This window comes from Streptomyces swartbergensis, assembly GCF_002148965.1.
Taxonomy (GTDB): Bacteria; Actinomycetota; Actinomycetes; order Streptomycetales; family Streptomycetaceae; genus Streptomyces; species Streptomyces swartbergensis.
Window position 1 is genome coordinate 1 of record NZ_NGFN01000140.1, and the last position, 21,307, is coordinate 21,307.

Consider the following 21,307-nt stretch of genomic DNA (forward strand, 5'->3'; position numbering starts at 1 on the left):
CCGCCCCCACGGTCCACGACCGCGCGGCCCAGATCCGCGCCGAGCTGTCCCGACGACGCCGAGAGAAGGCACGCACATGACGGCACCTACGGTCCGACATCACTCCCGCAGGGCACGATGGAAGGGAGGAGGCACCACTGTGACCTCCAGGGACCGCGACACCAGCCAGCGCGACCGCATCGACAAGCCCACCGGCTACGCCGAAGCCGAGATCCCCGTCTACCTCCTCATCGACCGCGACAACCACACCCTCACGGTCTTCAGCGAGCCGAAGGACGGCCGCTACCAGCGGATCTCCCCCCACCCCTGGGGCACCACCGTCGAGCTCCCCGACCCCGTGAACATCCCCCTGGACACCGAGAACCTCAAGGACTACGCCGACTGACGACAATGGACCCATGAACCACGCCCAGCTCACCGCCCTAGGCCGTGCCCTCCGTCTCCTCGGTGAGCACGGGGAGGCCCTCACCTCCGACAGCCCGGACGCCAAACTGCACGAGGTCAAGGCCGACCTGAAGCGCGCCCTGGACCTGCTGGAGGACAGCGTCACCACGGCCGCGCCCAGCACGCGCTGCCCGGAGCACCCCACCGGCCCGGTCGACGAGGCCGCCCCCGACCTGTGCCTGCTGTGCGAGACCCGGCGCCGGGCCGCCCGCCGCGCGGAGTTCAACGGCCCCGCCCCGCATCACCGGCCCACCGAGCCGGTCCAGTCCCGCTACGGCGTGAGCGGTGACCGCCCCCAGCCCCAGCAGCGCTGGCTGCCGGAGCTGTGGACCGGCCAGACGTGGCAGCTGTGCGGCACCCCGCGCCGGGACCGCCGTGAGGCCGAGCTGTACATCGCCGCCCAGCGCAAGGCTCCCCGGGCGGCCATGGCGTACCGGCTCGTGCACGAGTTCACCGACTACGAGGTCCTCCGCGTGTGGGGTACGCCGGTCAGGGTCGACATCGAGCCGATGGGCAACCTTTAGCTCACAGCAGGGGCAGGGCCTGGAAGTCGTAGCCCTCCCACAGGCGCCGCGACGCCTCCTCCGGGTACGCCCTCACCACCGGCTCCGCGTCCAGCACCTGCACGAGCCGCCGCTCGTCGTCGTACGCCGGCCAGCCCGGGTCTCCCGACCTCGCGAACGCCGTCCAGGACGCGCGGAAACGGGACGACAGCGCCTCGGCCTCGGCAGACGGTTCGGCGCCCGCGAACAGCAGGGCCCCGAGGTCCGCCCCGAACGTGCCGAACAGCAGGGGGATGTCCAGGGCGTGGCAGGCGCCCAGCGCGCCGCCGTTGCCCGGGGCCGGCCAGGTCAGTTCGTAGACGTGTGCGTGGCCGCCGCCCGCGCGCTGCGCCTCGGCCAGGTGCAGGGAGGGCATGCCGAACAGCCAGTCCGTCTGGACGCGTTCGTAGAGCTCGCTCGGGGAGGCGTCGGGGTATGCGGCGCGGTAGGCCTTTTCGCCGTCGGGGCCGGGGGCGAAGAGGCGGAGGGCCGCTGTCGCCCTCTCCTCGGGGATCTGGCCGAGTTGACCCGCCATGGCGACGAAGAGGCGGTACTCGTCGCGGTTGTGGCCGACGAGCAGGTCGACGTCCTTCGCCGCACCGGCCGCCAGCGCCTGCCAGGGCGTGACCGGCAGGACCTCGCCGTCGACGACCGGCGAGAAGGGCGTGACCGTCGGCGCCGCCTGACCCCAGCGGTCGATGTACTGGGGCATCTTGCCGCTCAACGACTCGCCCGCCGAGGTCAGTTCGCGCGGGGCGACGGCCGCCAGGTCGGCCACCGTGGGGCGCAGACCCACCTCGGCGGCGAGAGCGGCACCGATGTCACGGGCCAGGGCGTCCGAGAAGAACGTCCCCGGCACGCTCTGCGCGATCGCCCGCCGGAACAGGCCCGCCGCCCTCGGCATGGCCAGCAGCGAGGCGATCGAACCCGCGCCCGCCGACTCGCCGAAGACCGTGACCTGGGCGGGGTCGCCGCCGAACGCCTCGATGTTGTCCCGCACCCACTCCAGTGCGGCCACTTGGTCGAGCAGGCCGCGGTTGGCGGGCGCTCCCTCGATGTGGGCGAAGCCCTCCATGCCGACGCGGTAGTTGAGGGACACGACCACGAGATCGCCGTCGGCCGCGATGCGCCGGGCGTCGTAGCCGGGTTGGCCGGAGTGGCCGAGCTTGTAGGCGCCGCCGTAGAGCCACACCATCACCGGGCGGCGGGCGCCCGGGTCGGGTTCGGGGGTCCAGACGTTGACGGTGAGCCACTCGTCGCCCTCGGGCACGTCGAGCAGGCCCGGTCCGCCCAGGTTGCCGAGGTCCTGCGGGGGCGGCGGGCCGAAGGCGTACGCGTCCCGTATGCCGTCCCAGGCGTGGGCGGGGCGCGGTGCCATGAAGCGGGCCTCGCCCACGGGGGGTGCGGCGAAGGGGATGCCGCGGAAGACGGCGAGACCCTCCTCCCTGCGGCCGCGTACCGCACCGGCGGCGGTGCGCACCACCGGTGCGGGCTGCCCGGCCGAGGCGCCGGTCGGGGGGTGGGACTCGGTCGTCGTCATCTGTGGGTCTCCTCAGGGGTGCCGGTGAACAGGCGCTCCGCCAGTGTCCTTGACTGACGCAAGGCGAATCCAGGGCACCCCCGTGTGCCGACCCTGCGGGCGTCAGCTGAGCGTCTTCAGCGCCGCCGCGTCGTACGGCGCCAGCTCGTCGAAGCGGCCGGACAGCACCTTCTGCGCCCACTGCGGGTCCTGGAGCAGGGCGCGGCCGACGGCGACCATGTCGAACTCGTCGCGCTCGAAGCGGTCCAGGAGGTTGTCGAGGTCGCCGATCTCGGCGCCCTCGCCCTGGAAGGCCTTGATGAAGTCGCCGTTCAGGCCGACCGAGCCGACGGTGATGGCGGGCTTGCCGGTGAGCTTCTTGGTCCAGCCGGCCAGGTTGAGGTCGGAGTCGTCGAACTCGGGGACCCAGTAGCGGCGGGTGGAGGCGTGGAAGGCGTCGACACCGGCCGCGGCGAGCGGAGTGAGGATGGCCTCCAGCTCCTCGGGCGTCTCGGCGAGGCGGGCGTCGTAGGCGTCCTGCTTCCACTGCGAGTAGCGGAAGATGACGGGGAAGTCCGCGGAGACGGTCTCGCGGACGGCCGCGACGATCTCCGCCGAGAACCGGGTGCGGGCGACCGGGTCGCCGCCGTAGGCGTCGGTGCGGCGGTTGGTGCCCTCCCAGAGGAACTGGTCGAGCAGGTAGCCGTGGGCGCCGTGGATCTCCACGCCGTCGAAGCCGATGCGCTCGGCGGCGGCCGCGGCCTCGGCGAACGCGCCGATGACGGCGTCGATGTCGGCCTGGGTCATGGCCTTGCCGGTGGGCTCGCCGGCACCGATGCGCAGGCCGGAGGGGCCGACGGCCGGGGCGTCGGCGACCGGGGGCTCGCCCTGGTTGCGGACCATGCCGATGTGCCACAGCTGCGGCACGATCGTGCCGCCCGCGGCGTGCACCGCCTCGGCGACCTTCGCCCAGCCCGCGAGCTGCTCCTCGCCGTGGAACCGCGGCACGCGGTCGCTCTGCCCGGCCGACTCGTGGCCGACGTAGGTGCCCTCGGTGACGATCAGGCCGACGCCGGAGGCGGCGCGGCGGGAGTAGTAGGAGACGACGTCGTCGCCGGGGACGCCGCCCGGGGAGAACATGCGGGTCATCGGCGCCATGACGATCCGGTTCGGGACGGTCAGGCCGCCCAGCGATACGGGCCGGGACAGGATTTCGGCGGCACGGGAGGCGGTGGAGGCGGCGACGGTCACGTGGGGACTCCTCTTTGGATACCGGACAGTATGTGCATACGCATAGGGCGTACGTTTCAACCGTCCGGCCCCGCCCGGGCCATCCCCACCGCACTGTGATCCCGGACACGCCCGAGGGCGGCACCCCCTGTCGGAACAGGAAGTGCCGCCCTCGGCAAGGACGTTGATCGACCGGGTCGATCAGAAGTCCATGTCACCGCCCGGCATGCCGCCGCCGGCGGGCGCGGCGGACTTCTCCGGCTTGTCGGCGATGACGGCCTCGGTGGTGAGGAACAGCGCGGCGATGGAGGCGGCGTTCTGCAGAGCGGAACGGGTCACCTTCGCCGGGTCGATGATGCCCTCGGCGATCATGTCGACGTACTCACCGGTCGCGGCGTTCAGGCCCCAGCCCACGGTGAGGTTGCGGACCTTCTCCACCACGACGCCGCCCTCGAGACCACCGTTGACGGCGATCTGCTTGAGCGGGGCCTCCAGGGCGAGCTTCACGGCGTTGGCGCCGGTCGCCTCGTCACCCGTCAGCTCCAGCTTCTCGAACACCGCGGAGGCCTGCAGCAGGGCCACGCCACCACCGGCGACGATGCCCTCCTCGACGGCCGCCTTCGCGTTGCGAACGGCGTCCTCGATGCGGTGCTTGCGCTCCTTGAGCTCCACCTCGGTGGCGGCACCGGCCTTGATGACCGCGACACCGCCGGCGAGCTTCGCCAGGCGCTCCTGCAGCTTCTCGCGGTCGTAGTCCGAGTCGCTGTTCTCGATCTCGGCGCGGATCTGGTTGACCCGGCCCTGGACCTGCTCGGCGGAGCCGGCACCATCGACGATGGTGGTCTCGTCCTTGGTGATGACGACCTTGCGGGCCTTGCCCAGGAGGTCGATCGTGGCGTTCTCCAGCTTGAGGCCGACCTCCTCGGAGATCACCTCGCCGCCGGTGAGGATGCCGATGTCCTGGAGCATCGCCTTGCGGCGGTCACCGAAGCCCGGGGCCTTGACGGCGACGGACTTGAAGGTGCCGCGGATCTTGTTGACGACGAGGGTCGACAGGGCCTCGCCCTCGACGTCCTCGGCGATGATCAGCAGCGGCTTGCCCGACTGCATGACCTTCTCCAGGAGCGGGAGCAGGTCCTTGACGTTGGAGATCTTGGAGTTCGCGATCAGGATGTACGGGTCGTCGAGGACGGCCTCCATACGCTCCATGTCGGTCGCGAAGTACGCCGAGATGTAGCCCTTGTCGAAGCGCATACCCTCGGTGAGCTCAAGCTCCAGACCGAAGGTCTGGGACTCCTCGACGGTGATGACGCCTTCCTTGCCGACCTTGTCCATCGCCTCGGCGATGAGCTCGCCGATCTGGGTGTCGGCGGCGGAGATGGAGGCCGTGGAAGCGATCTGCTCCTTGGTCTCGACGTCCTTCGCCTGCTCCAGCAGGGCGGCGGAGACGGCCTCGACGGCGCGCTCGATACCGCGCTTGAGGGCCATCGGGTTGGCACCGGCGGCTACGTTGCGCAGGCCCTCCTTGACCAGGGCCTGGGCGAGCACGGTCGCCGTGGTCGTACCGTCACCGGCGACGTCGTCCGTCTTCTTGGCGACTTCCTTGACCAGCTCGGCGCCGATCTTCTCGTACGGGTCCTCGAGCTCGATCTCCTTGGCGATGGAGACGCCGTCGTTGGTGATCGTGGGCGCGCCCCACTTCTTCTCGAGGACGACGTTGCGGCCCTTGGGGCCGAGCGTCACCTTCACGGCGTCCGCGAGCTGGTTCATGCCGCGCTCGAGGCCGCGCCGCGCCTCCTCGTCGAACGCGATGATCTTGGCCATGTGAAGTGGTCCCTCCAGGACTGGGGGTGATTACTTCGGACCGCGCCCGCGCCCGCGACGGACGGCTCGCTGACCCCGTGGTTCCTTCCCACCTGGCCTGCGGGCCTCACCGACCCGGTCCTTACGTTGTCACTCTCACCTTCAGAGTGCTAACGCAATGATTAGCACTCGGGCATGGCGAGTGCAAGCGGCTCCCACGGTTCGGGCGGGGCACTCAGCCCCCAGCGAACAGGGCGCACCCGGCTTGGCCCACAAGCCGCGGGCAGCGCCACGGGTGGTCGCGCGAGCGGAGAAAGGCCTGGCCCACGGCCCGCGACGGCGACGAGACCGACGCCGCGAGCGGGTCCGGAGCGCGAACCCGCGCCCCCACACCGGGACGGACTCCGAAGCGCCTCCGGGCGCGGCGGGCTTCGACGAGAGGGCGCCCGGCGACGCACCCGTCGCCCCTGCCGCCCGGCGCACCCGTCGCCCCTGCCGCCCGACGCACCCGTCACTCCGGCCGCCCGGCGCACCCATCACCCCGGCCGCCGGCACCCGAGCAGGCCGAAGGGCCCGCACCCCGGGGGGTACGGGCCCTTCAGAGAAGACCGGTCGCTTGCGCTTGGTCGTGGTGCGCGTTCAGGCAGAGACGCGAACCATGTCGGCCTGCGGTCCCTTCTGGCCCTGCGAGATCTCGAACTCGACCCGCTGGCCCTCTTCCAGGGTGCGGTAGCCGTCCATCTGAATCGCGCTGTAGTGGACGAAAACATCCGCACCACCGTCGACCGCGATGAAGCCGTACCCCTTCTCCGCGTTGAACCACTTGACGGTGCCCTGAGCCATGCCTAACTCCCCTATTACTGGCCCTTGCACAGATCCACACTTCGCGGACCCGGGTCAGACCTCACCCCCCACGATTGGGGGCGTGCGCCGGAACGCGTCGACCGCGGCTGAATGTATCTGTCCAACTGCCGTCTGCAACAGGTCAATCGGACGAGAATTCTGGACGCGCAGGATCCGGAATGTGGGGAGAATTCGCCCGACTTCAGGGCAAGTCGGGCCACACAAAAGGAACAAAAGCCGCGAAAGACGCACACACTTTGGCTACATCTTGTCGGGCGAGCGGCAGGAATCAAGGGCTTCCGATCAGGAGATCGGCGCTGCGTTCCCCAACTGTACCGCGCTCAATCACACAGAATTGCCCCCTCCGCTTCTCTCACGGAGGGGGCAATTCGATGAACTCTCAGTAACTGCCGTTACCGAAGGTAATAATCAAGCCGGTCGACCGGTTCAGCCACCGGCGACGGCGGGAATGATCGACACGCCGGCACCGTCCGGCGTAGCCGTCTCCAGACCCTGCTCGAACCGCACGTCGTCGTCGTTGACGTACACGTTGACGAACCGGCGCAGCTTGCCCTGGTCGTCCAGCACCCGGGCGGCGATCCCGGTGTGGTTCTTCTCCAGATCGGCGATGACCTCGCCGAGGGTCGCGCCCTCGGCGGCGACCTCGGCCTGGCCGCCGGTGTAGGTACGCAGGATGGTGGGGATGCGAACGGTGACGCTCATGACTTCATAACCTCCGGTGGGATTCAGGCCTCAGGGGCGCGGGGCTGTGTCGATGTGCGGCTCCGCCGCGTGGGCGCGACCAGCCCCCACCGGCCCGCAGCCGACAACGATCAGACGAGCCCAGCCTCACGGAACGATTCGAGGTTGGGACGAATGGTCGCGGTGAGCCCGGTCCCAGCCACCGCATCCAGCGTCTTGAGACCGTCCCCAGTGTTCAGGACGACAGTGGTCTTGGTGGGGTCGAGGACGCCGTTCTCGATCAGCTTCTTCGCCACGCCCACGGTCACGCCACCGGCGGTCTCCGCGAAGATGCCCTCGGTCCGGGCGAGGATCTTGATCGCGTCGACGATCTGCTCGTCGTTCACGTCCTCCACCGCACCGCCCGTGCGGCGCGCGATGTCGAGCACGTAGGGACCGTCCGCCGGGTTGCCGATCGCCAGCGACTTGGCGATGGTGTCCGGCTTCTGGGGGCGTACGACGTCGTGGCCGGCCTTGTAGGCCGTCGACACCGGCGAGCAGCCCTCGGCCTGCGCGCCGAAGATCTTGTACGGCTTGTCCTCGACCAGTCCGAGCTTGATCAGCTCCTGAAGGCCCTTGTCGATCTTCGTGAGCTGCGAGCCGGAGGCGATCGGCACGACGATCTGGTCGGGCAGCCGCCAGCCGAGCTGCTCGCAGATCTCGTACGCCAGGGTCTTGGAGCCCTCGGCGTAGTACGGCCGCAGGTTGACGTTGACGAAGCCCCAGCCCTCGCCCGCCGGGTCGCCGATCAGCTCGGAGCAGAAGCGGTTCACGTCGTCGTAGTTGCCCTGGATGCCGACGAGCTCGCCGCCGTAGACCGCGGCCATGACGACCTTGCCCTGCTCCAGGTCGTGCGGGATGAACACGCAGGAGCGGAAGCCGGCGCGGGCCGCCGCGGCGCCCACGGCGCCGGCGAGGTTGCCGGTGGAGGAGCAGGACAGCGTGGTGAAGCCGAAGGCGCGGGCGGCCTCCAGGGCCTGGGCGACGACACGGTCCTTGAAGGAGTGCGTCGGGTTGCCGGAGTCGTCCTTGACGAAGAGCTTGCCCGCCTCGACGCCCAGCTCGCGCGCGAGGTTGTCGGCCTTGACGAGCTTGGTCCAGCCCGGGTTGATGTTCGGCTTGTCCGCCACGTCGGCCGGGACCGGCAGCAGGGGGGCGTAGCGCCAGATGTTCGCGGGTCCCGCTTCGATGCGCTTGCGGAGCTCCTCGGTGTCGTAGGCCGAGAAGTCGTAGGCGATCTCCAGCGGGCCGAAACACTCCTCGCACGCGAAGACCGGGCCGAGGGGTACGCGGTGACCGCACTCGCGGCAGCTCAGGGCGGCGGCGGGGCCGAGGTCTACGGTGGAGTCAGTGGTGCTTGCAACAGTCTGCACAGCCATGTGAGGCGAGGCCCTTCCTCATCTTCCTCACGACGCATCTCGCCGTGAGACGGATTTGGCACCTTCCCGAGCCGGGACCTCGCGGAGCGGTCGACAGTGACCTACGAGTATCGGCTGGAGGGTTGCCGGGGCTTCATCGGGCCGTATCCCTCTGCCCCTCTGGATGAGCTGTATTCGGTTGTAAACAACGGCTGACCCCGGACATGCGATGGTCATCCGCGTTGTTCAAGACTGTAACCGACGACCAGGACAGTTGAGAGAGTCGTCCGAACCGCGAGATGGCTCACAGTCCGTCCCGCCGAGAGTACGCAGAGGAGCCGCCACGGTGCTGGAAGAAGTCGAGCGCTGGCTGAGCACCCGTTCCTGGTCCGCGACCGATCGCCCGCTCCACCAGATCCTCGCCGCCAAGCAGCGCACGGGCCGGACGGTCAGTGTCGTGCTGCCCGCGCTGAACGAGGAGGAGACGGTCGGCGACATCGCCGCCGTCATCCGCCACGACCTGATGCGGCAGGTGCCGCTCGTCGACGAGCTCGTCGTCGTCGACTCGGGGTCGACCGACCGTACGTCGGAGGTGGCCGCCGCCGCGGGTGCGACGGTGGTGCACCGCGACGAGATCCTGCCGCGCCTCCCGGCCGTGCCGGGCAAGGGCGAGGTGCTGTGGCGATCCCTCCTGGTCACCAGCGGGGACATCGTCTGCTTCATCGACGCGGACCTGAGGGACTTCTCGTCCGACTTCGTCTCGGGAATCGTGGGCCCGCTGCTCACCGACCCGGACATCGACCTGGTGAAGGGCATGTACGACCGCCCGCTCGGCGGCACTGCCGGGCAGGGCGGCCGGGTCACGGAGCTGATGGCCCGCCCCCTGCTCAACATGCACTGGCCGCAGCTGGCCGGCTTCGTGCAGCCGCTCGGCGGCGAATACGCGGCCCGCCGCTCGCTGCTGGAGCAGCTGCCGTTCCCCGTCGGGTACGGCGTCGAGCTGGGCATGCTGGTCGACGCCCTGCACCTGGTGGGCCTGGACGCCCTCGCCCAGGTGGACATCGGCGTGCGCAAGCACCGGCACCAGGACGGGCAGGCGCTGGGCCGGATGGCCGCCGCGATCTACCGCACGGCCCAGCTGCGGCTGGCCCGCGGGCATCTCATCCGGCCGTCCCTGACGCAGTTCGAGCGGGGCGGGGACGGCTTCGAGCCGCGCACCTACTCGGTGGACACCGAGGAGCGTCCGCCGATGGCGGAGATCGCCGAGTACCAGGCTCGGAAGGCGGCGTGACCGGGGCCGTTTTCGGCCGGGTGGGTCAGGTCCGTACGTTTGAGCGTTTCCGGGCCGGGCTAGGTTGAGGCGTATGGCTTCAACGTACGGTGCTGCACAGGTGCTGGTGGCCTCCAACCGTGGCCCGGTCTCCTACACGGTGGGCGAGGACGGTTCGCTGGACGCCAAGCGGGGCGGTGGCGGGCTGGTCTCGGGGCTGTCCGCGATCGGCTCGGACGCGGACGCGCTCTGGGTCTGCTCGGCGCTGTCCGACGGCGACCGGGAGGCGGTCCGGCGGGGCGTCGGCGAGGACGGCGTGCGGATGCTGGACATCCCGGCCGGCGTGCACGCGGACGCGTACAACGGCATCGCGAACTCGGTGCTGTGGTTCGTCCACCACATGCTCTACCAGACGCCGCTGGAGCCGGTCTTCGACGCGGAGTTCCGGCGCCAGTGGACGTCCTACGAGACGTACAACCGGGCGTTCGCCGAGGCGCTCGCCGAGGAGGCGGCGCCGGGCGCGGCGGTGGTGGTGCAGGACTACCACCTGACGCTGGTGCCGGGCATGCTCCGCGAGCTGCGGCCGGACCTCAGGATCGGCCACTTCTCGCACACGCCGTGGGCGCCGCCGGAGTACTTCCGGATGCTGCCGGACGACGTGGCCGGGCAGGTGCTGCGCGGCATGCTGGGCGCGGACCGGCTGGGCTTCCTCACGCAGCGCTGGGCGGACGCGTTCACCGCGTGCGCCGAGCAGTTCGCCGGCGGGCTCGGGGGCACGCGGATCGGCGTGCACGGGCTGGGGGCCGACGCGGACTTCCTGCGCAAGCGGTCGCACGAGGCGGACGTCGAGGAGCGGATGGCCGCACTCCGGGAGGAGATCGGCGAGGGCCGCCGCACCATCGTCCGGGTCGACCGCACCGAGCTGTCGAAGAACATCGTGCGGGGCCTGCTGGCCTACCGCCGCCTCCTCGAGACCCACGCCGAGTGGCGCGAGCGCGTGGTGCATGTGGCCTTCGCGTATCCCTCGCGGCAGGACCTCGCGGTCTACCGGGACTACACGGCCGAGGTGCGGCGGCTGTCGGAGGAGATCAACGCCGAGTACGGGACGCCGGGGTGGACCCCGGTCGTACTCAACCTCAAGGACGACTTCGCCCGCTCCCTGGCCGCGTACCGGCTGGCCGACGTGGCGCTCGTCAACCCCATCCGGGACGGCATGAACCTCGTCGCCAAGGAGGTCCCGGTCGTCTCCGACGCGGGCTGCGCGCTGGTGCTGTCGCGGGAGGCCGGGGCGTTCGAGGAGCTGGGCGAGGACGCGATCGTGGTGAACCCGTACGACGTGACGGGGACGGCGGCGGCCCTGCACGAGGCGCTCTCGATGGCCCCGGAGGAACGCGCCGAACGCAGCAAGCGGCTGGCAGCGGCGGCGACCGCGCTGCCGCCGGCGCAGTGGTTCCTGGACCAGCTCGACGCGTTGAGGGGCTGATCGCCGATGACCGGTCCCACGGACTCCCCACTGCCGGCGCCCACCACGAAAGCCGGACAGGAAGGTCTGGACGCTCTCCTCACCCACCCGGGCAAGGCCCTGATCGGCCTCGACTTCGACGGGACGCTCGCGCCGATCGTGGCCGACCCCGAGCGGGCCCGGGCCCACCCGGACGCCGTCCCCGCGCTGGCCGCGCTCGCGCCGAAGGTGGCCGCCGTGGCGGTGATCACCGGGCGGCCGGCCGAGGTCGCGGTGCGCAACGGCGGCTTCGCGGACGTCCCGGGCCTGGAGCACCTCGTGGTCCTCGGCCACTACGGCGCCGAGCGCTGGGACGCCCGCACCGGCGAGCTCAGCGCCCCCGAGCCGCACCCCGGCGTCGCCGCCGTGCGCACGGAGCTGCCCGAGCTCCTCGAACGGTTCGGCGCGTCGCAGGGGACCTGGGTCGAGGACAAGGGCCGGTCCGTGGCCGTGCACACCCGCCGGGCCGCCGACCCGCAGGCCGCGCTGGACTCCCTGCGCGAACCGCTCGCCGGACTGGCCGGCCGCCACGGCCTGATCGTGGAGCCCGGCCGGTTGGTCCTCGAACTCCGCCCGCCCGGCATGGACAAGGGCGCCGCCCTCACCGGTTTCGCCCGGGAGATCGGCGCCGGGTCCGTCCTCTTCGCCGGCGACGACCTGGGCGACCTGCCCGCCTACGCGGCCGTCGACAAGCTCCGCGCGGACGGCACCCCGGGTCTGCTGGTGTGCAGCGGCAGCGACGAGGTGACCGAGCTGAGGGAGCGGGCGGACGTGGTGGTGGACGGCCCGGAGGGTGTCGTACGCCTGCTGAGCGCACTGGCCGGCCGACTGGCCTGAGGCCTGTCAGCGCTCGGCCCGGCGCGTTTCCCGTATCCGCCGCAGCCGGTTCACCGTCACCGGGTCGTGGGCCAGGGCCCGGGGGTCGTCCAGCAGGGCGTTGAGGAGCTGGTAGTAGCGCACGGGGGCGAGGCCCAGCTCCTCCCGTATGGCCCGTTCCTTCGCACCGGGCCCGGAAAAACCGCGGCGTTCGAGCGCGAGGATGTCCCGCTCCCTGCGCCCGAGCCGCTCGTCACCCGTGTCCTCGTCCATGCCAGGCACCGTAACGCCCGCCACCGACAGCGGGACTACTCCGCGCTCTCCGCCCGGGTCGCCACCGCCTGGAGGTGGCCCAGGACGCCCGAGGGGCTGCCGGAGGGGGCGACGGCCTTGCCGATCTGCTTCTTGACCTGGGCGCTGACGTCGGCCCAGGAGGTCTTGCCGACCGGGTAGAGCTCGGAGGACACCAGCTCCTCCAGGAACGGCTTGAGGTGCCGGTCCCGGTCGGAGGCGGCCATGGTCCGGGACGCGGAGCTGGTGACCGGCAGCAGGTCGTACTCGCGGGAGAAGGCCAGCACGTTCTTCTCGCTGTAGACGAAGTCGAGGAAGTCTCCGACCTGGTCGCGGTGGCCGTTCTTCCGGAAGGCCGTCATCCAGTCGGCGACACCGAGCGTGGACTTGCTCGGCCCCTCCTTGCCCGGCGTCGGCACCATGCCGTACTCGACGCCGCGCTTGGCGGCGATCTTCATCAGGGAGGGATGGCCGTTGAGCATGCCGACCTCGCCCTTGGCGAAGGCGGAGAACGCGGCGGCCCGGTTCAGCTCGCCGGGCGCGACCGGCCCGGTCAGGTCCTTGGCGACCAGTTCGTTCTTCAGCCAGGAGAAGGTGTCGATGTTCTCCGGGGAGTCGATGCCGTAGCTGTCGACGGTGTCGGTGTAGCCGCCTCCGCCGCTGAGCATCCACTGCATGGTCTCGGCCTGGGCCTCCTCCGGGCCGAGGGGCAGGGCGTAGGGGTACTTCACGCCCTCGTCCTTGAGCGCATCGGCGTCGTCGGCCAGGTCGTCCCAGGTCTTGGGCGGGGTGATGCCGGCCTTGGCGAAGAGGGTCTTGTTGTAGAAGAGCACGCGGGTGGAGGAGGCGAACGGCATGCCGTACTGCACGCCCTTGACCTGTCCCGCGGAGGCCAGCTGCCCGACGAAGTCGGCCTGCACGGGTATGGAGAGCAGGTCGTCGGCCTTGTAGAGCTGGTTCTGCGCCGCGTAGTCGGCGTACGCGCCGATCTGCGCCATGTCCGGCGGGTCACCGGCGGCGACCATCTCCCTGACCTTGCGGTCGATGTCGTTCCAGGAGTAGACGCTGACGTCGATCTTCACACCGGGATGGTCGGCCTCGTACTCATCGACGAGTTTGTCCCAGTACTTCTCGGAGCTGTTGGCCGCACTGTCGCCGTAGTCGGCGGCGACCAGCTTCAGGGTGACGTCGGCGGAGCCGCCCGTCACGCCACAGCCGCCGAGGACCGCCGTCATGCCCAGCGCGGACACCACCGCGATCGTTCCTGCCATCCGCCGCCGCTGCACCGCTGTTCTTCCCCAACCCTGGCGTGACCGCCAACGAAAGTTTTCGATATTCGGAATAAGGTCTACACCACGTGAGTGGACTAGACCTCTTGCGGGTCTCCGGGTCACACTGTTCTCCGTGAGACATGTCATCGCCCTCGACGTGGGCGGCACCGGAATGAAGGCCGCCCTGGCCGGACCGGAGGGCGAGCTGCTGCACCGGGCCCGCCGGCCCACCGGCCGCGAGCACGGACCGGACGCCGTGGTCGCGGGCATCCTCGACTTCGCCGCCGAGCTGCGCGCATACGGCGCCGAGCACTTCGGCACGCCCGCGGCCGCCGCCGGCGTGGCCGTCCCCGGCATCGTCGACGAGGCGCGGGGCGTCGCCGCCTACGCGGCGAACCTCGGCTGGCGCGACGTCCCCCTGCGCGACCTGCTGGCGGAGCGGCTGGGCGTCCCGGTCGCCCTCGGCCACGACGTGCGCACCGGCGGCCTCGCCGAGGGGCGCGTGGGCGCGGGCCGGGGCGCCGACCGGTTCCTGTTCGTGGCGCTGGGCACCGGCATCGCGGGCGCCATCGGCGTCGACGGCCGGGTCGAGGCGGGCGCRCACGGCTTCGCGGGCGAGATCGGCCACATCGTCGTCCGCCCAGGCGGGTCCCCCTGCCCCTGCGGCCAGCGCGGCTGCCTGGAGCGCTTCGCCTCGGCGGCGGCCGTGAGCGAGGCATGGGCGACGGCCTCCGGCGACCCGGGCGCGGACGCGGCGGACTGCGCGAAGGCGGTGGACTCCGGCGACCCGAAGGCGCGGGCGGTCTGGCAGGAAGCGGTCGACGCCCTGGCCGACGGTCTGGTCACGGCCCTGACTCTGCTGGACCCTCGCGTCCTGATCATCGGTGGCGGGCTGGCGGAGGCGGGGGAAACCCTGTTCACACCCCTGCGGGAAGCGATCCGCAGCCGCATCACCTTCCAGAAACAGCCGACACTCGTCCCTGCGGCCCTGGGCGACGCCGCCGGATGCCTGGGCGCCGGACTCCTGGCCTGGGATCTCCTCGACCGAACCGACCGTACGGAGGTAGCGCCCTGATGACAGCGGACTCAGGGGCGCGGGACAGCGTCGATATGCGGCTCCGCCGCGGGGCGCGACCAGCCACGACGCACCCGCACCCCGCGACGGCCGGACAGCCCATGGTCCTGACCGGCGCGACAGTGGTACTCCCCACCGGAACCGTCGAAAACGGCCGACTGACCATCGACGGCACCCGCATCACCGCCACCGCCCCGGAAGACGCCCAGTTCATCGACGTAACCGGCCACTACGTACTCCCCGGCTTCGTCGACATCCACAACCACGGCGGCGGCGGAGCCTCCTTCACCTCCGGCTCGGTCGAGGACATCCTCAAGGGCATCCACACCCACCGCCTGCACGGCACGACCACCCTGGTCGCCTCGACCGTCACCGGCGACATGGACTTCCTCACCCAGCGCGCGGGCCTGCTGAGCGAGCTGGCCGAGCAGGGCGAGATCGCCGGTATCCACTTCGAGGGGCCGTTCATCTCCCCTTGCCGCAAGGGCGCGCACTCCGAGGAACTGCTGCGCGACCCGGACCCGGCGGAGGTCCGCAAGCTGATCGACGCGGCCCGGGGCAGGGCGAAGATGGTCACGCTGGCCACCGAACTGCCCGGCGGCATCGACTCCGTACGCCTGCTGGCCGAACACGGCGTGATCGCGGCGATCGGCCACACGGACGCGACGTACGAGCAGACGGTCGAGGCGATCGACGCGGGCGCGACGGTCGCCACCCACCTGTTCAACGCGATGCCGCCGCTCGGCCACCGCTCCCCCGGCCCGATCGCCGCGCTCCTGGAGGATGAGCGGATCACGGTCGAGCTGATCGACGACGGCACGCATCTGCACCCCGCCGCACTCCAGCTGGCGTTCCACCGCGCGGGCGCGGACCGGGTGGCGTTCATCACGGACGCGATGGACGCGGCCGGTTTCGGCGACGGCCGCTACTGGCTCGGCCCGCTGGAAGTGGAGGTCGCCGGCGGCGTGGCCCGCCTGCTGACGGACGGCACGATCGCCGGTTCGACCCTCACCCTGGACCGCGCCTTCAAACGGGCGGTCACGGTCGACGGACTGTCCGTCGAGGACGCGGTGCAGGCACTCTCGGCGACCCCCGCCCGCCTGCTCGGCATGTCCGACCGGATCGGCTCCCTGGAACCCGGCAAGGACGCGGACCTGCTCCTGCTGGACGCGGACTACGACCTCAAGGGCGTGATGCGCAGAGGCGAATGGGTGGTCGGTCCCCAACTGCGCTGATCCGTCCCGCAGTCGAGAGGCGGTGGCCGACTCCCGGACTGGGCCGGCCGCCGTCTCTTTGGCATGATCGAGCTTTCGGAACGTTCACGGCAGCAAGCGCATTCTCGGGGGAGGTCGGCCCAGGTGATCCTCACGGTCACGCTGAACACCGCTCTCGACATCACCTACCGCGTACGGTCCCTCCGACCGCACGCCTCCCACCGCGTCTCCGAGGTGAGAGAACGCCCCGGCGGCAAGGGCGTCAACGTGGCCCGGGTCCTGGCGGCCCTCGGGCACGAGGTGACGGTGACCGGTTTCACGGGCGGTGCGACGGGACGGGTCGTGCGGGAGCGGCTCGCGTCGGTGCCGGGCGTGGTGGACGCGCTGGTCTCGGTCTCCGGCGCCACCCGCCGCACGATCGCCGTGGTCGACGAGCAGACCGGCGACACGACGCTGCTCAACGAACCGGGCCCGATGGTCACGCCCACCGAATGGTCGGCCTTCCAGGAGGCCTACGAGGACCTGCTCCCGTCCGCCTCCGCGGTGGCGCTGTGCGGCAGCCTGCCGCCGGGCGTGCCGGTCGGGGCGTACGCGGGCCTGGTCAGGACGGCGCGGTCTTTCGGGATCCCGGTCCTCCTGGACACGAGCGGCGAAGCCCTGCGCCGGGGCGTGGCGGCCCGCCCGGACATCATCAAGCCGAACGCCGACGAACTGGCGGAACTGACCGGCTCCCACGAACCTCTGCGCGCCACGCAGGACGCCCGCCGCCGGGGCGCGGGCGCGGTGGTGGCATCCCTCGGCCCCGAAGGCCTCCTGGCAGCCACCCGAGAGGGCCGCTGGCGAGCCACCCCACCGACCCCTGTGCGAGGCAACCCGACCGGCGCGGGCGACTCGGTCGTCGCGGGCCTGCTGTCGGGCCTGGTGGAACACCTCCCCTGGCCGGACCGTCTGGCCCGGGCAACGGCCTTGTCGGCGGCGACGGTTCAGGCGCCGGTGGCCGGGGAGTTCGACCGGGGGGTGTACGAGGAGTTGCTGGGGCGGGTGGCGGTGACGGGGGAGGTCAGTGCGGCCTGATCCAGGACCGTCCTAGTCCTTGACCTGCCCAGCCTTCAGCCACAGCTGGTCCAGCAGGACATTGCACTTGTCGCCGTCCTGGCAGGACACCGTGATCGTGTTGGTGCCCTTGTTGAGGGTCGGCCAGGCGTAGGTCTTCGTCCAGCCCTTGGAGAAGTCGCCGTCCGAGGTGTGCGTGAAGTTGCTCATGTTGAGCTTGTCGCCGAACGGCTTGCCGTTGACGGTGAGCGTCATCTCCTGGTCCTCGTCGACCGTGCTGTAGCGGGCGAAGAGGGTGTAGGCACCGTCCTTGGGGACGCCGTTGACCGTCCAGGTGACCGAGGAGCCGACCTGGTTGAGGTTCCCCACGTAGATGCCGCCGTCGGACTGGGCGCCCTTGACGTCCTGGGCGAGGGTCGCGCCACCGCCGAGCCGCAACGCCTTCGCGTCGATCGTCGGCAGGTCGACCTTGCTCTCGCCGGCCTTGCTCGGCGACGGGCTCGGCTTCGAGTCCTGGGACTGGGCCGGAGCGGTGCCGGCCTCGTTGCCCGAGTCGTTCTTGTCCTTCTCGCCGCCCAGCATGGCCACGCCGATGCCTATGACGACCGCGGCGACCACCGCGATCGCGCCGATCAGCAGGCCCTTGGTGTTCGGGCCGCGGCCGCCCCGGCCACCGCCGCCGCCCGGCATCTGCTGCTGGGTGGTGGGGGCGCCGCCGGGCAGCGTCTCGGGTGCCGCGTAGTGCGCGTTCGGCTGGGCGTAGGCGCCCTGCTGCTGCGGGACCTGCCCGTAGGGCGCCGTCTGCGCGTGCTGCGGCTGCTGGCCGTACTGGCGCGTGCCGACCGCCCGCACCCGGTTGACCGAGTTCGGGTAGCCGTAGCCCCCGGACGGCGGCTGGGCCCCGTTGGCCTGCCCGTCGGCGTAGAGATAGCCGAACGGGTCGTCGTCCTCGGGCGTGCTCGCGCCGTTGTTGCCGGGCGTCATCCCTTGGTCTCCTCAGTCAGGTGCGGTGCAATGCGGTACGTGGGTGAGAGAGCGAGCCTACCCGCTCCTGGTGACCCAAACGGGTGACCCAGACCGCATCAACTCACTGACCTGGGACTCACCCGGCGCGTCTGTGTTGTTTGGGACGAGATCGTTTCTCGACGTACATCCGCTCGTCAGCGGATTTCAACACTTCGTCCGCCGTCATTCCACAGTGTGCCCATCCGATGCCGAAGCTGGCGCCGACCCGGACGGCCCGCCCCTCGGCACGGATGGGCTGGATGATCTCGTTCCGCAGGCGGACCGCGAGGTCCTGCGCGTCGGCGCGGCCGAGCCCGTCGGCGAGGATGACGAATTCGTCACCACCGAGCCTGGCGACGGTGTCGCCGTCGCGGACGCCGTTGCTGAGCCGGCGGGCGACCTCGATGAGAACCGCGTCACCCGCGTTGTGCCCGAACCGGTCGTTGATCGACTTGAAGCCGTCGAGGTCGCAGAAGAGGACGGCGAGGCCCTTGGTGCCGTCGTCGTGGTCGCCGTCCGGGGCGACGGTGTGCACATGGTGGTCGTAGGCGTCGAACGGCTCGGTGCTCGGCCCGAAGTCGAAGGCGTGGCCGATCGCGTCGAAGGCGGGGTGGCCGTAGGCCGCGTCGTGGGACTCGACGACGCCGGGGTGCGGGGGCGCCGCGCGCTGGCACAGCCGGGCGGACAGGCGGGAGCGCAGCTCGGCGGAGTTCGGCAGGCCGGTGAGCGAGTCGTGGGAGGCGCGGTGGGCGAGCTGGAGCTCGCGGCGCTTGCGCTCCTCGATGTCCTCGACGTGGGTGAGGAGGAAGCGCGGGCCGTCGGCGGCGTCCGCGACCACGCTGTTGCGCAGGCTGACCCAGACGTACGTGCCGTCCCGGCGGCCGAGGCGGAGCTCGGCGCGGCCCCCCTCGGCGGAGGTGCGCAGCAGCGTGCCTATGTCCTCGGGGTGGACCAGGTCGGAGAACGAGTAGCGGCGCATCGCGGAGGCGGGGCGGCCCAGCAGCCGGCACAGGGCGTCGTTCGTGCGCAGGATCCGGCCGTGCTGGTCGCCGCCCATCTCGGCGATGGCCATGCCGGACGGGGCGTACTCGAAGGCCTGCCTGAAGCTTTCCTCACTGGCCCGCAGCGCCTGCTGCTCGCGCTCCAGCCGGACCAGCGCCCGCTGCATGTTGGCGCGCAGCCGGGCGTTGCTGATCGCGATGGCGGCCTGGAAGGCGTACATCTGAAGCGCCTCGCGGCCCCACGCGCCGGGGCGGCGGCCGTTGCGCGGCCGGTCCACGGACAGCACCCCGATCAGCTCACCGCAGGCGGCGTTGCCCTGCGGGCCGGGCGCGTACATCGGCGCGAAGAGCCGGTCGGCCGGGTGCCACTCGTCCTCGAAGCGGGGGGCGGGGCCGTCGGTGTACCACTGCGGGACGTCGTCGTCGTCGAGGACCCAGCCCTCGGTGTGCGGTATGAACACCAGGTCGCCCCAGTGCTCGCCCATGCCGAGGCGGCGGTCCCAGGACTCGCGGGAGCCGACGCGGCCGGTGATGAGGGCCTCGGCGGCCGGGTTCCCGGCGAAGGCGGCGACGACGAGATCGCCGTCGGGCCGTACGAGGTTCACGCACGCCAGCTCGTACCCGAGGGCGGCGACCACGCCCTCCGCGACGGTCTGCAGGGTGTCCGCCAGGCTGCGGGCCGTGTTCATGTCGGCCATGACCTGGTGCAGTTGCCGCAGGGACGCAAGGCGGACGTAGGGCTCCGACTCGGTCTCCATGCTCGCCCTCCCCCCGAGACCTCGCAGCGAATCAAGGGTTCTCATCGGCGTATCGTCCTGGCAGCTTCCCAGCCACTGAATCACAGCGCGCTGCTCACTCGGTACACAGGGTCAACAATTCCTGCCCCTTGTGACTCAAGTCACAGGCAAACCTGAACAATTGAGTGGAGTTTCTGCGTTCTTCACGTGCGTCTACCGAACGCAAGCTTTGTCTGGTTGCGCACATGTATATCCCCGTATCCCCGTCGCCCTTCCGGACGCCGTCGGGTGTCCGTCGCGAGTCCTAAGACCGTGATCGGGCGGGAGCCCGATGCGGGGCGCCCGGGACGGAGATTAGCGTTTGGGATGTGCCGAACACTCCCACTGCCACGTCCGCGATCATTCCGCCGCCCGCCTCCGGGCATGCTGAGGGGGTGAGCAACGACGAGTTCCGCGCCGCCATGTCCCGGCTGGCCTCGGGCGTGGTCCTGGTGACCGCGCAGGAGGCGCCGCTCGACCCGGACGACCCCTCGGCGCCGGGCAGCGAGGACGTGGGCATGACGGCCACGGCCTTCATGTCGGTGTCCCTGGACCCGCCCCTGGTGCTGGTGAGCCTGCGCGAGGGCTCCCGCATGGACGAGCTGCTCGAGGAGCAGCCCCTGTGGGCGGTCTCGGTCCTCTCCGAGAGCCAGCGGCACATCGCGGGCCGCTTCGCCATGAAGGGCCGCGTCAGCGACCGCCTGCTCTTCGCGGACATCCCCTACACGCGCGGCGAGTACACCGACGCGCCCCTGGTCGGCGGCGCCCTCGCCGTCCTGGAGTGCCGCACCGAGCAGCGGGTGCGCGCCGGCGACCACACCCTGGTCATCGGCCGCGTCCTGACCGCGCGCGTCCCGAGCGCGGACGGCGGGCCGCTGACGTACTTCCGGGGGCGGTACCGGCACCTGGGGTGAGGCGGAAGTCCGGTGGCCCGGGTGAGGCGGAAATCCGACGGTCCGGGTGAGGCGGATGTTCGGTGGTCCGGGTGAGGCGGATATTCGGTGGTCCGGGTGAGGCGGATATTCGGTGGTCCGGGGTGATCGGCGCGCCTAGGGTGCGCGCATGACAACGACGGGCCCTCGCCTCGAAGAGATCACCGCCGGGAACCTCGACGCCGCGCTCGGCATCCGCGTCCGCCCCGACCAGGAACACGCGGTCGCCCCGGTCGTGAAGTCCCTCGCCGAGGCCTATGTGCATCCCGGCGTCGCCTGGCCCCGCCTGATCGTCGACGGCGAGCGCCCGGTCGGGTTCCTCATGGCCTTCCTCGACATCGACTGGTACGAGGACGGCAGCGTGCTGCGCTCGGGCCTGTGGCGGCTGAACATCGCGGCCGGGGAGCAGGGCCGGGGATACGGCCGTTTCGCCGTCGAGTCCGTCGCGGAGGAACTCCGCCGGCGCGACACCAAGCAGCTCTACGTCACCTGGCACCCCGGCCCCGACGGCCCGGAGGGCTTCTACCTGGGGCTCGGCTTCCGCCCGAACGGGGAGACGAGCGGGGGTCAGACAGTAGGCGTACGGGAGCTCGGCTAACTCCAGTTCCGCTCGGAACGCCCG

General features: G+C 71.1%; 20 protein-coding genes and 1 riboswitch. Of the genes, 10 read left to right on the plus strand and 10 right to left on the minus strand.

Annotation, left to right across the window (positions count from 1 at the left end; genetic code table 11):
* Positions 1-139: 139 nt before the first annotated feature.
* Together CA983_RS48015 and CA983_RS22225 are read left to right on the plus strand one after the other, a co-directional pair.
* Positions 140-385 (plus strand): Uma2 family endonuclease, encoded by a 246-nt coding sequence (locus tag CA983_RS48015; protein ID WP_244207053.1) that lies wholly within the window; start codon positions 140-142, stop codon positions 383-385.
* Between the two features lie 13 nt (positions 386-398).
* Positions 399-968 (plus strand): hypothetical protein, encoded by a 570-nt coding sequence (locus CA983_RS22225; RefSeq protein ID WP_086602661.1) that lies wholly within the window; start codon positions 399-401, stop codon positions 966-968.
* Position 969: 1 nt separating this feature from the next.
* Here CA983_RS22225 and CA983_RS22230 read toward each other — a convergent pair whose 3' ends face one another.
* The 6 genes from CA983_RS22230 to thrC form a co-directional block, all read right to left on the minus strand.
* Positions 970-2,526 (minus strand): carboxylesterase/lipase family protein, encoded by a 1,557-nt coding sequence (locus CA983_RS22230; protein ID WP_086602662.1) that lies wholly within the window; start codon positions 2,524-2,526, stop codon positions 970-972.
* Between the two features lie 102 nt (positions 2,527-2,628).
* Entirely contained in the window at positions 2,629-3,756 is a 1,128-nt protein-coding gene (locus CA983_RS22235; RefSeq protein WP_086602663.1) for an NADH:flavin oxidoreductase, read from the minus strand.
* 180 nt (positions 3,757-3,936) lie between these two features.
* Positions 3,937-5,559 carry a chaperonin GroEL gene (groL, locus tag CA983_RS22240; protein WP_086602664.1) on the minus strand — a complete coding sequence of 541 codons (1,623 nt, stop codon included), beginning with the start codon at positions 5,557-5,559 and terminating at the stop codon, positions 3,937-3,939.
* 618 nt (positions 5,560-6,177) lie between these two features.
* Positions 6,178-6,381, minus strand: coding sequence for a cold-shock protein (locus tag CA983_RS22245; RefSeq protein WP_010035953.1), 204 nt, complete (start codon positions 6,379-6,381; stop codon positions 6,178-6,180).
* Between the two features lie 447 nt (positions 6,382-6,828).
* Positions 6,829-7,104, minus strand: a complete 276-nt coding sequence (locus tag CA983_RS22250; protein ID WP_010035955.1) for a ubiquitin-like small modifier protein 1 — start codon at positions 7,102-7,104, stop codon at positions 6,829-6,831.
* A 110-nt stretch (positions 7,105-7,214) separates the two neighbouring features.
* Positions 7,215-8,501: a threonine synthase gene (gene thrC / locus CA983_RS22255; RefSeq protein WP_086602665.1), complete on the minus strand. Its 1,287-nt coding sequence runs from the start codon at positions 8,499-8,501 to the stop codon at positions 7,215-7,217.
* Positions 8,502-8,516: 15 nt separating this feature from the next.
* Positions 8,517-8,671, minus strand: a riboswitch (SAM riboswitch).
* Between the two features lie 155 nt (positions 8,672-8,826).
* On the opposite strand from thrC, the gene CA983_RS22260 reads away from it, so the two are divergent.
* From CA983_RS22260 to otsB, 3 genes are all read left to right on the plus strand, one after another.
* Positions 8,827-9,771, plus strand: a complete 945-nt coding sequence (locus CA983_RS22260) for a glucosyl-3-phosphoglycerate synthase (protein ID WP_086602666.1) — start codon at positions 8,827-8,829, stop codon at positions 9,769-9,771.
* Positions 9,772-9,844: 73 nt separating this feature from the next.
* A complete protein-coding gene (locus CA983_RS22265; RefSeq protein WP_086602667.1) occupies positions 9,845-11,233 on the plus strand; it encodes an alpha,alpha-trehalose-phosphate synthase (UDP-forming) in 1,389 nt (462 codons plus the stop codon).
* A 6-nt stretch (positions 11,234-11,239) separates the two neighbouring features.
* The gene (otsB, locus tag CA983_RS22270) at positions 11,240-12,088 is read left to right on the plus strand and encodes a trehalose-phosphatase (protein WP_086602668.1); all 849 of its coding nucleotides are present in this window, start codon (positions 11,240-11,242) and stop codon (positions 12,086-12,088) included.
* Positions 12,089-12,094: 6 nt separating this feature from the next.
* Here the strand turns inward: otsB and CA983_RS22275 are convergent, their stop codons facing one another.
* Together CA983_RS22275 and CA983_RS22280 are read right to left on the minus strand one after the other, a co-directional pair.
* Positions 12,095-12,340 carry a DUF3263 domain-containing protein gene (locus CA983_RS22275; RefSeq protein WP_086602669.1) on the minus strand — a complete coding sequence of 82 codons (246 nt, stop codon included), beginning with the start codon at positions 12,338-12,340 and terminating at the stop codon, positions 12,095-12,097.
* Between the two features lie 35 nt (positions 12,341-12,375).
* A complete protein-coding gene (locus CA983_RS22280; protein WP_086602670.1) occupies positions 12,376-13,629 on the minus strand; it encodes an extracellular solute-binding protein in 1,254 nt (417 codons plus the stop codon).
* A gap of 133 nt (positions 13,630-13,762) precedes the next feature.
* Between CA983_RS22280 and CA983_RS22285 the strand changes: the two genes are divergently transcribed.
* The 3 genes from CA983_RS22285 (at position 13,763) to CA983_RS22295 (ending at position 16,992) form a co-directional block, all read left to right on the plus strand.
* Entirely contained in the window at positions 13,763-14,704 is a 942-nt protein-coding gene (locus CA983_RS22285) for an ROK family protein (RefSeq protein ID WP_086602671.1), read from the plus strand.
* Between the two features lie 101 nt (positions 14,705-14,805).
* Positions 14,806-15,939, plus strand: coding sequence for an N-acetylglucosamine-6-phosphate deacetylase (gene nagA, locus CA983_RS22290; RefSeq protein WP_086602672.1), 1,134 nt, complete (start codon positions 14,806-14,808; stop codon positions 15,937-15,939).
* A gap of 123 nt (positions 15,940-16,062) precedes the next feature.
* Positions 16,063-16,992 carry a 1-phosphofructokinase family hexose kinase gene (locus tag CA983_RS22295; protein ID WP_086602673.1) on the plus strand — a complete coding sequence of 310 codons (930 nt, stop codon included), beginning with the start codon at positions 16,063-16,065 and terminating at the stop codon, positions 16,990-16,992.
* A gap of 12 nt (positions 16,993-17,004) precedes the next feature.
* Here CA983_RS22295 and CA983_RS22300 read toward each other — a convergent pair whose 3' ends face one another.
* Entirely contained in the window at positions 17,005-17,955 is a 951-nt protein-coding gene (locus tag CA983_RS22300; RefSeq protein WP_086602674.1) for a carbohydrate-binding protein, read from the minus strand.
* Positions 17,956-18,073: 118 nt separating this feature from the next.
* A complete protein-coding gene (gene cdgB / locus CA983_RS22305) occupies positions 18,074-19,735 on the minus strand; it encodes a diguanylate cyclase CdgB (RefSeq protein ID WP_086602675.1) in 1,662 nt (553 codons plus the stop codon).
* 347 nt (positions 19,736-20,082) lie between these two features.
* Here cdgB and CA983_RS22310 point away from each other — a divergent pair, with 347 nt between their 5' ends.
* Both CA983_RS22310 and CA983_RS22315 read left to right on the plus strand, forming a co-directional pair.
* Positions 20,083-20,667, plus strand: a complete 585-nt coding sequence (locus CA983_RS22310; protein ID WP_086602676.1) for a flavin reductase family protein — start codon at positions 20,083-20,085, stop codon at positions 20,665-20,667.
* Between the two features lie 148 nt (positions 20,668-20,815).
* Positions 20,816-21,283 (plus strand): GNAT family N-acetyltransferase, encoded by a 468-nt coding sequence (locus tag CA983_RS22315; protein ID WP_086602677.1) that lies wholly within the window; start codon positions 20,816-20,818, stop codon positions 21,281-21,283.
* Positions 21,284-21,307 lie beyond the last annotated feature (24 nt).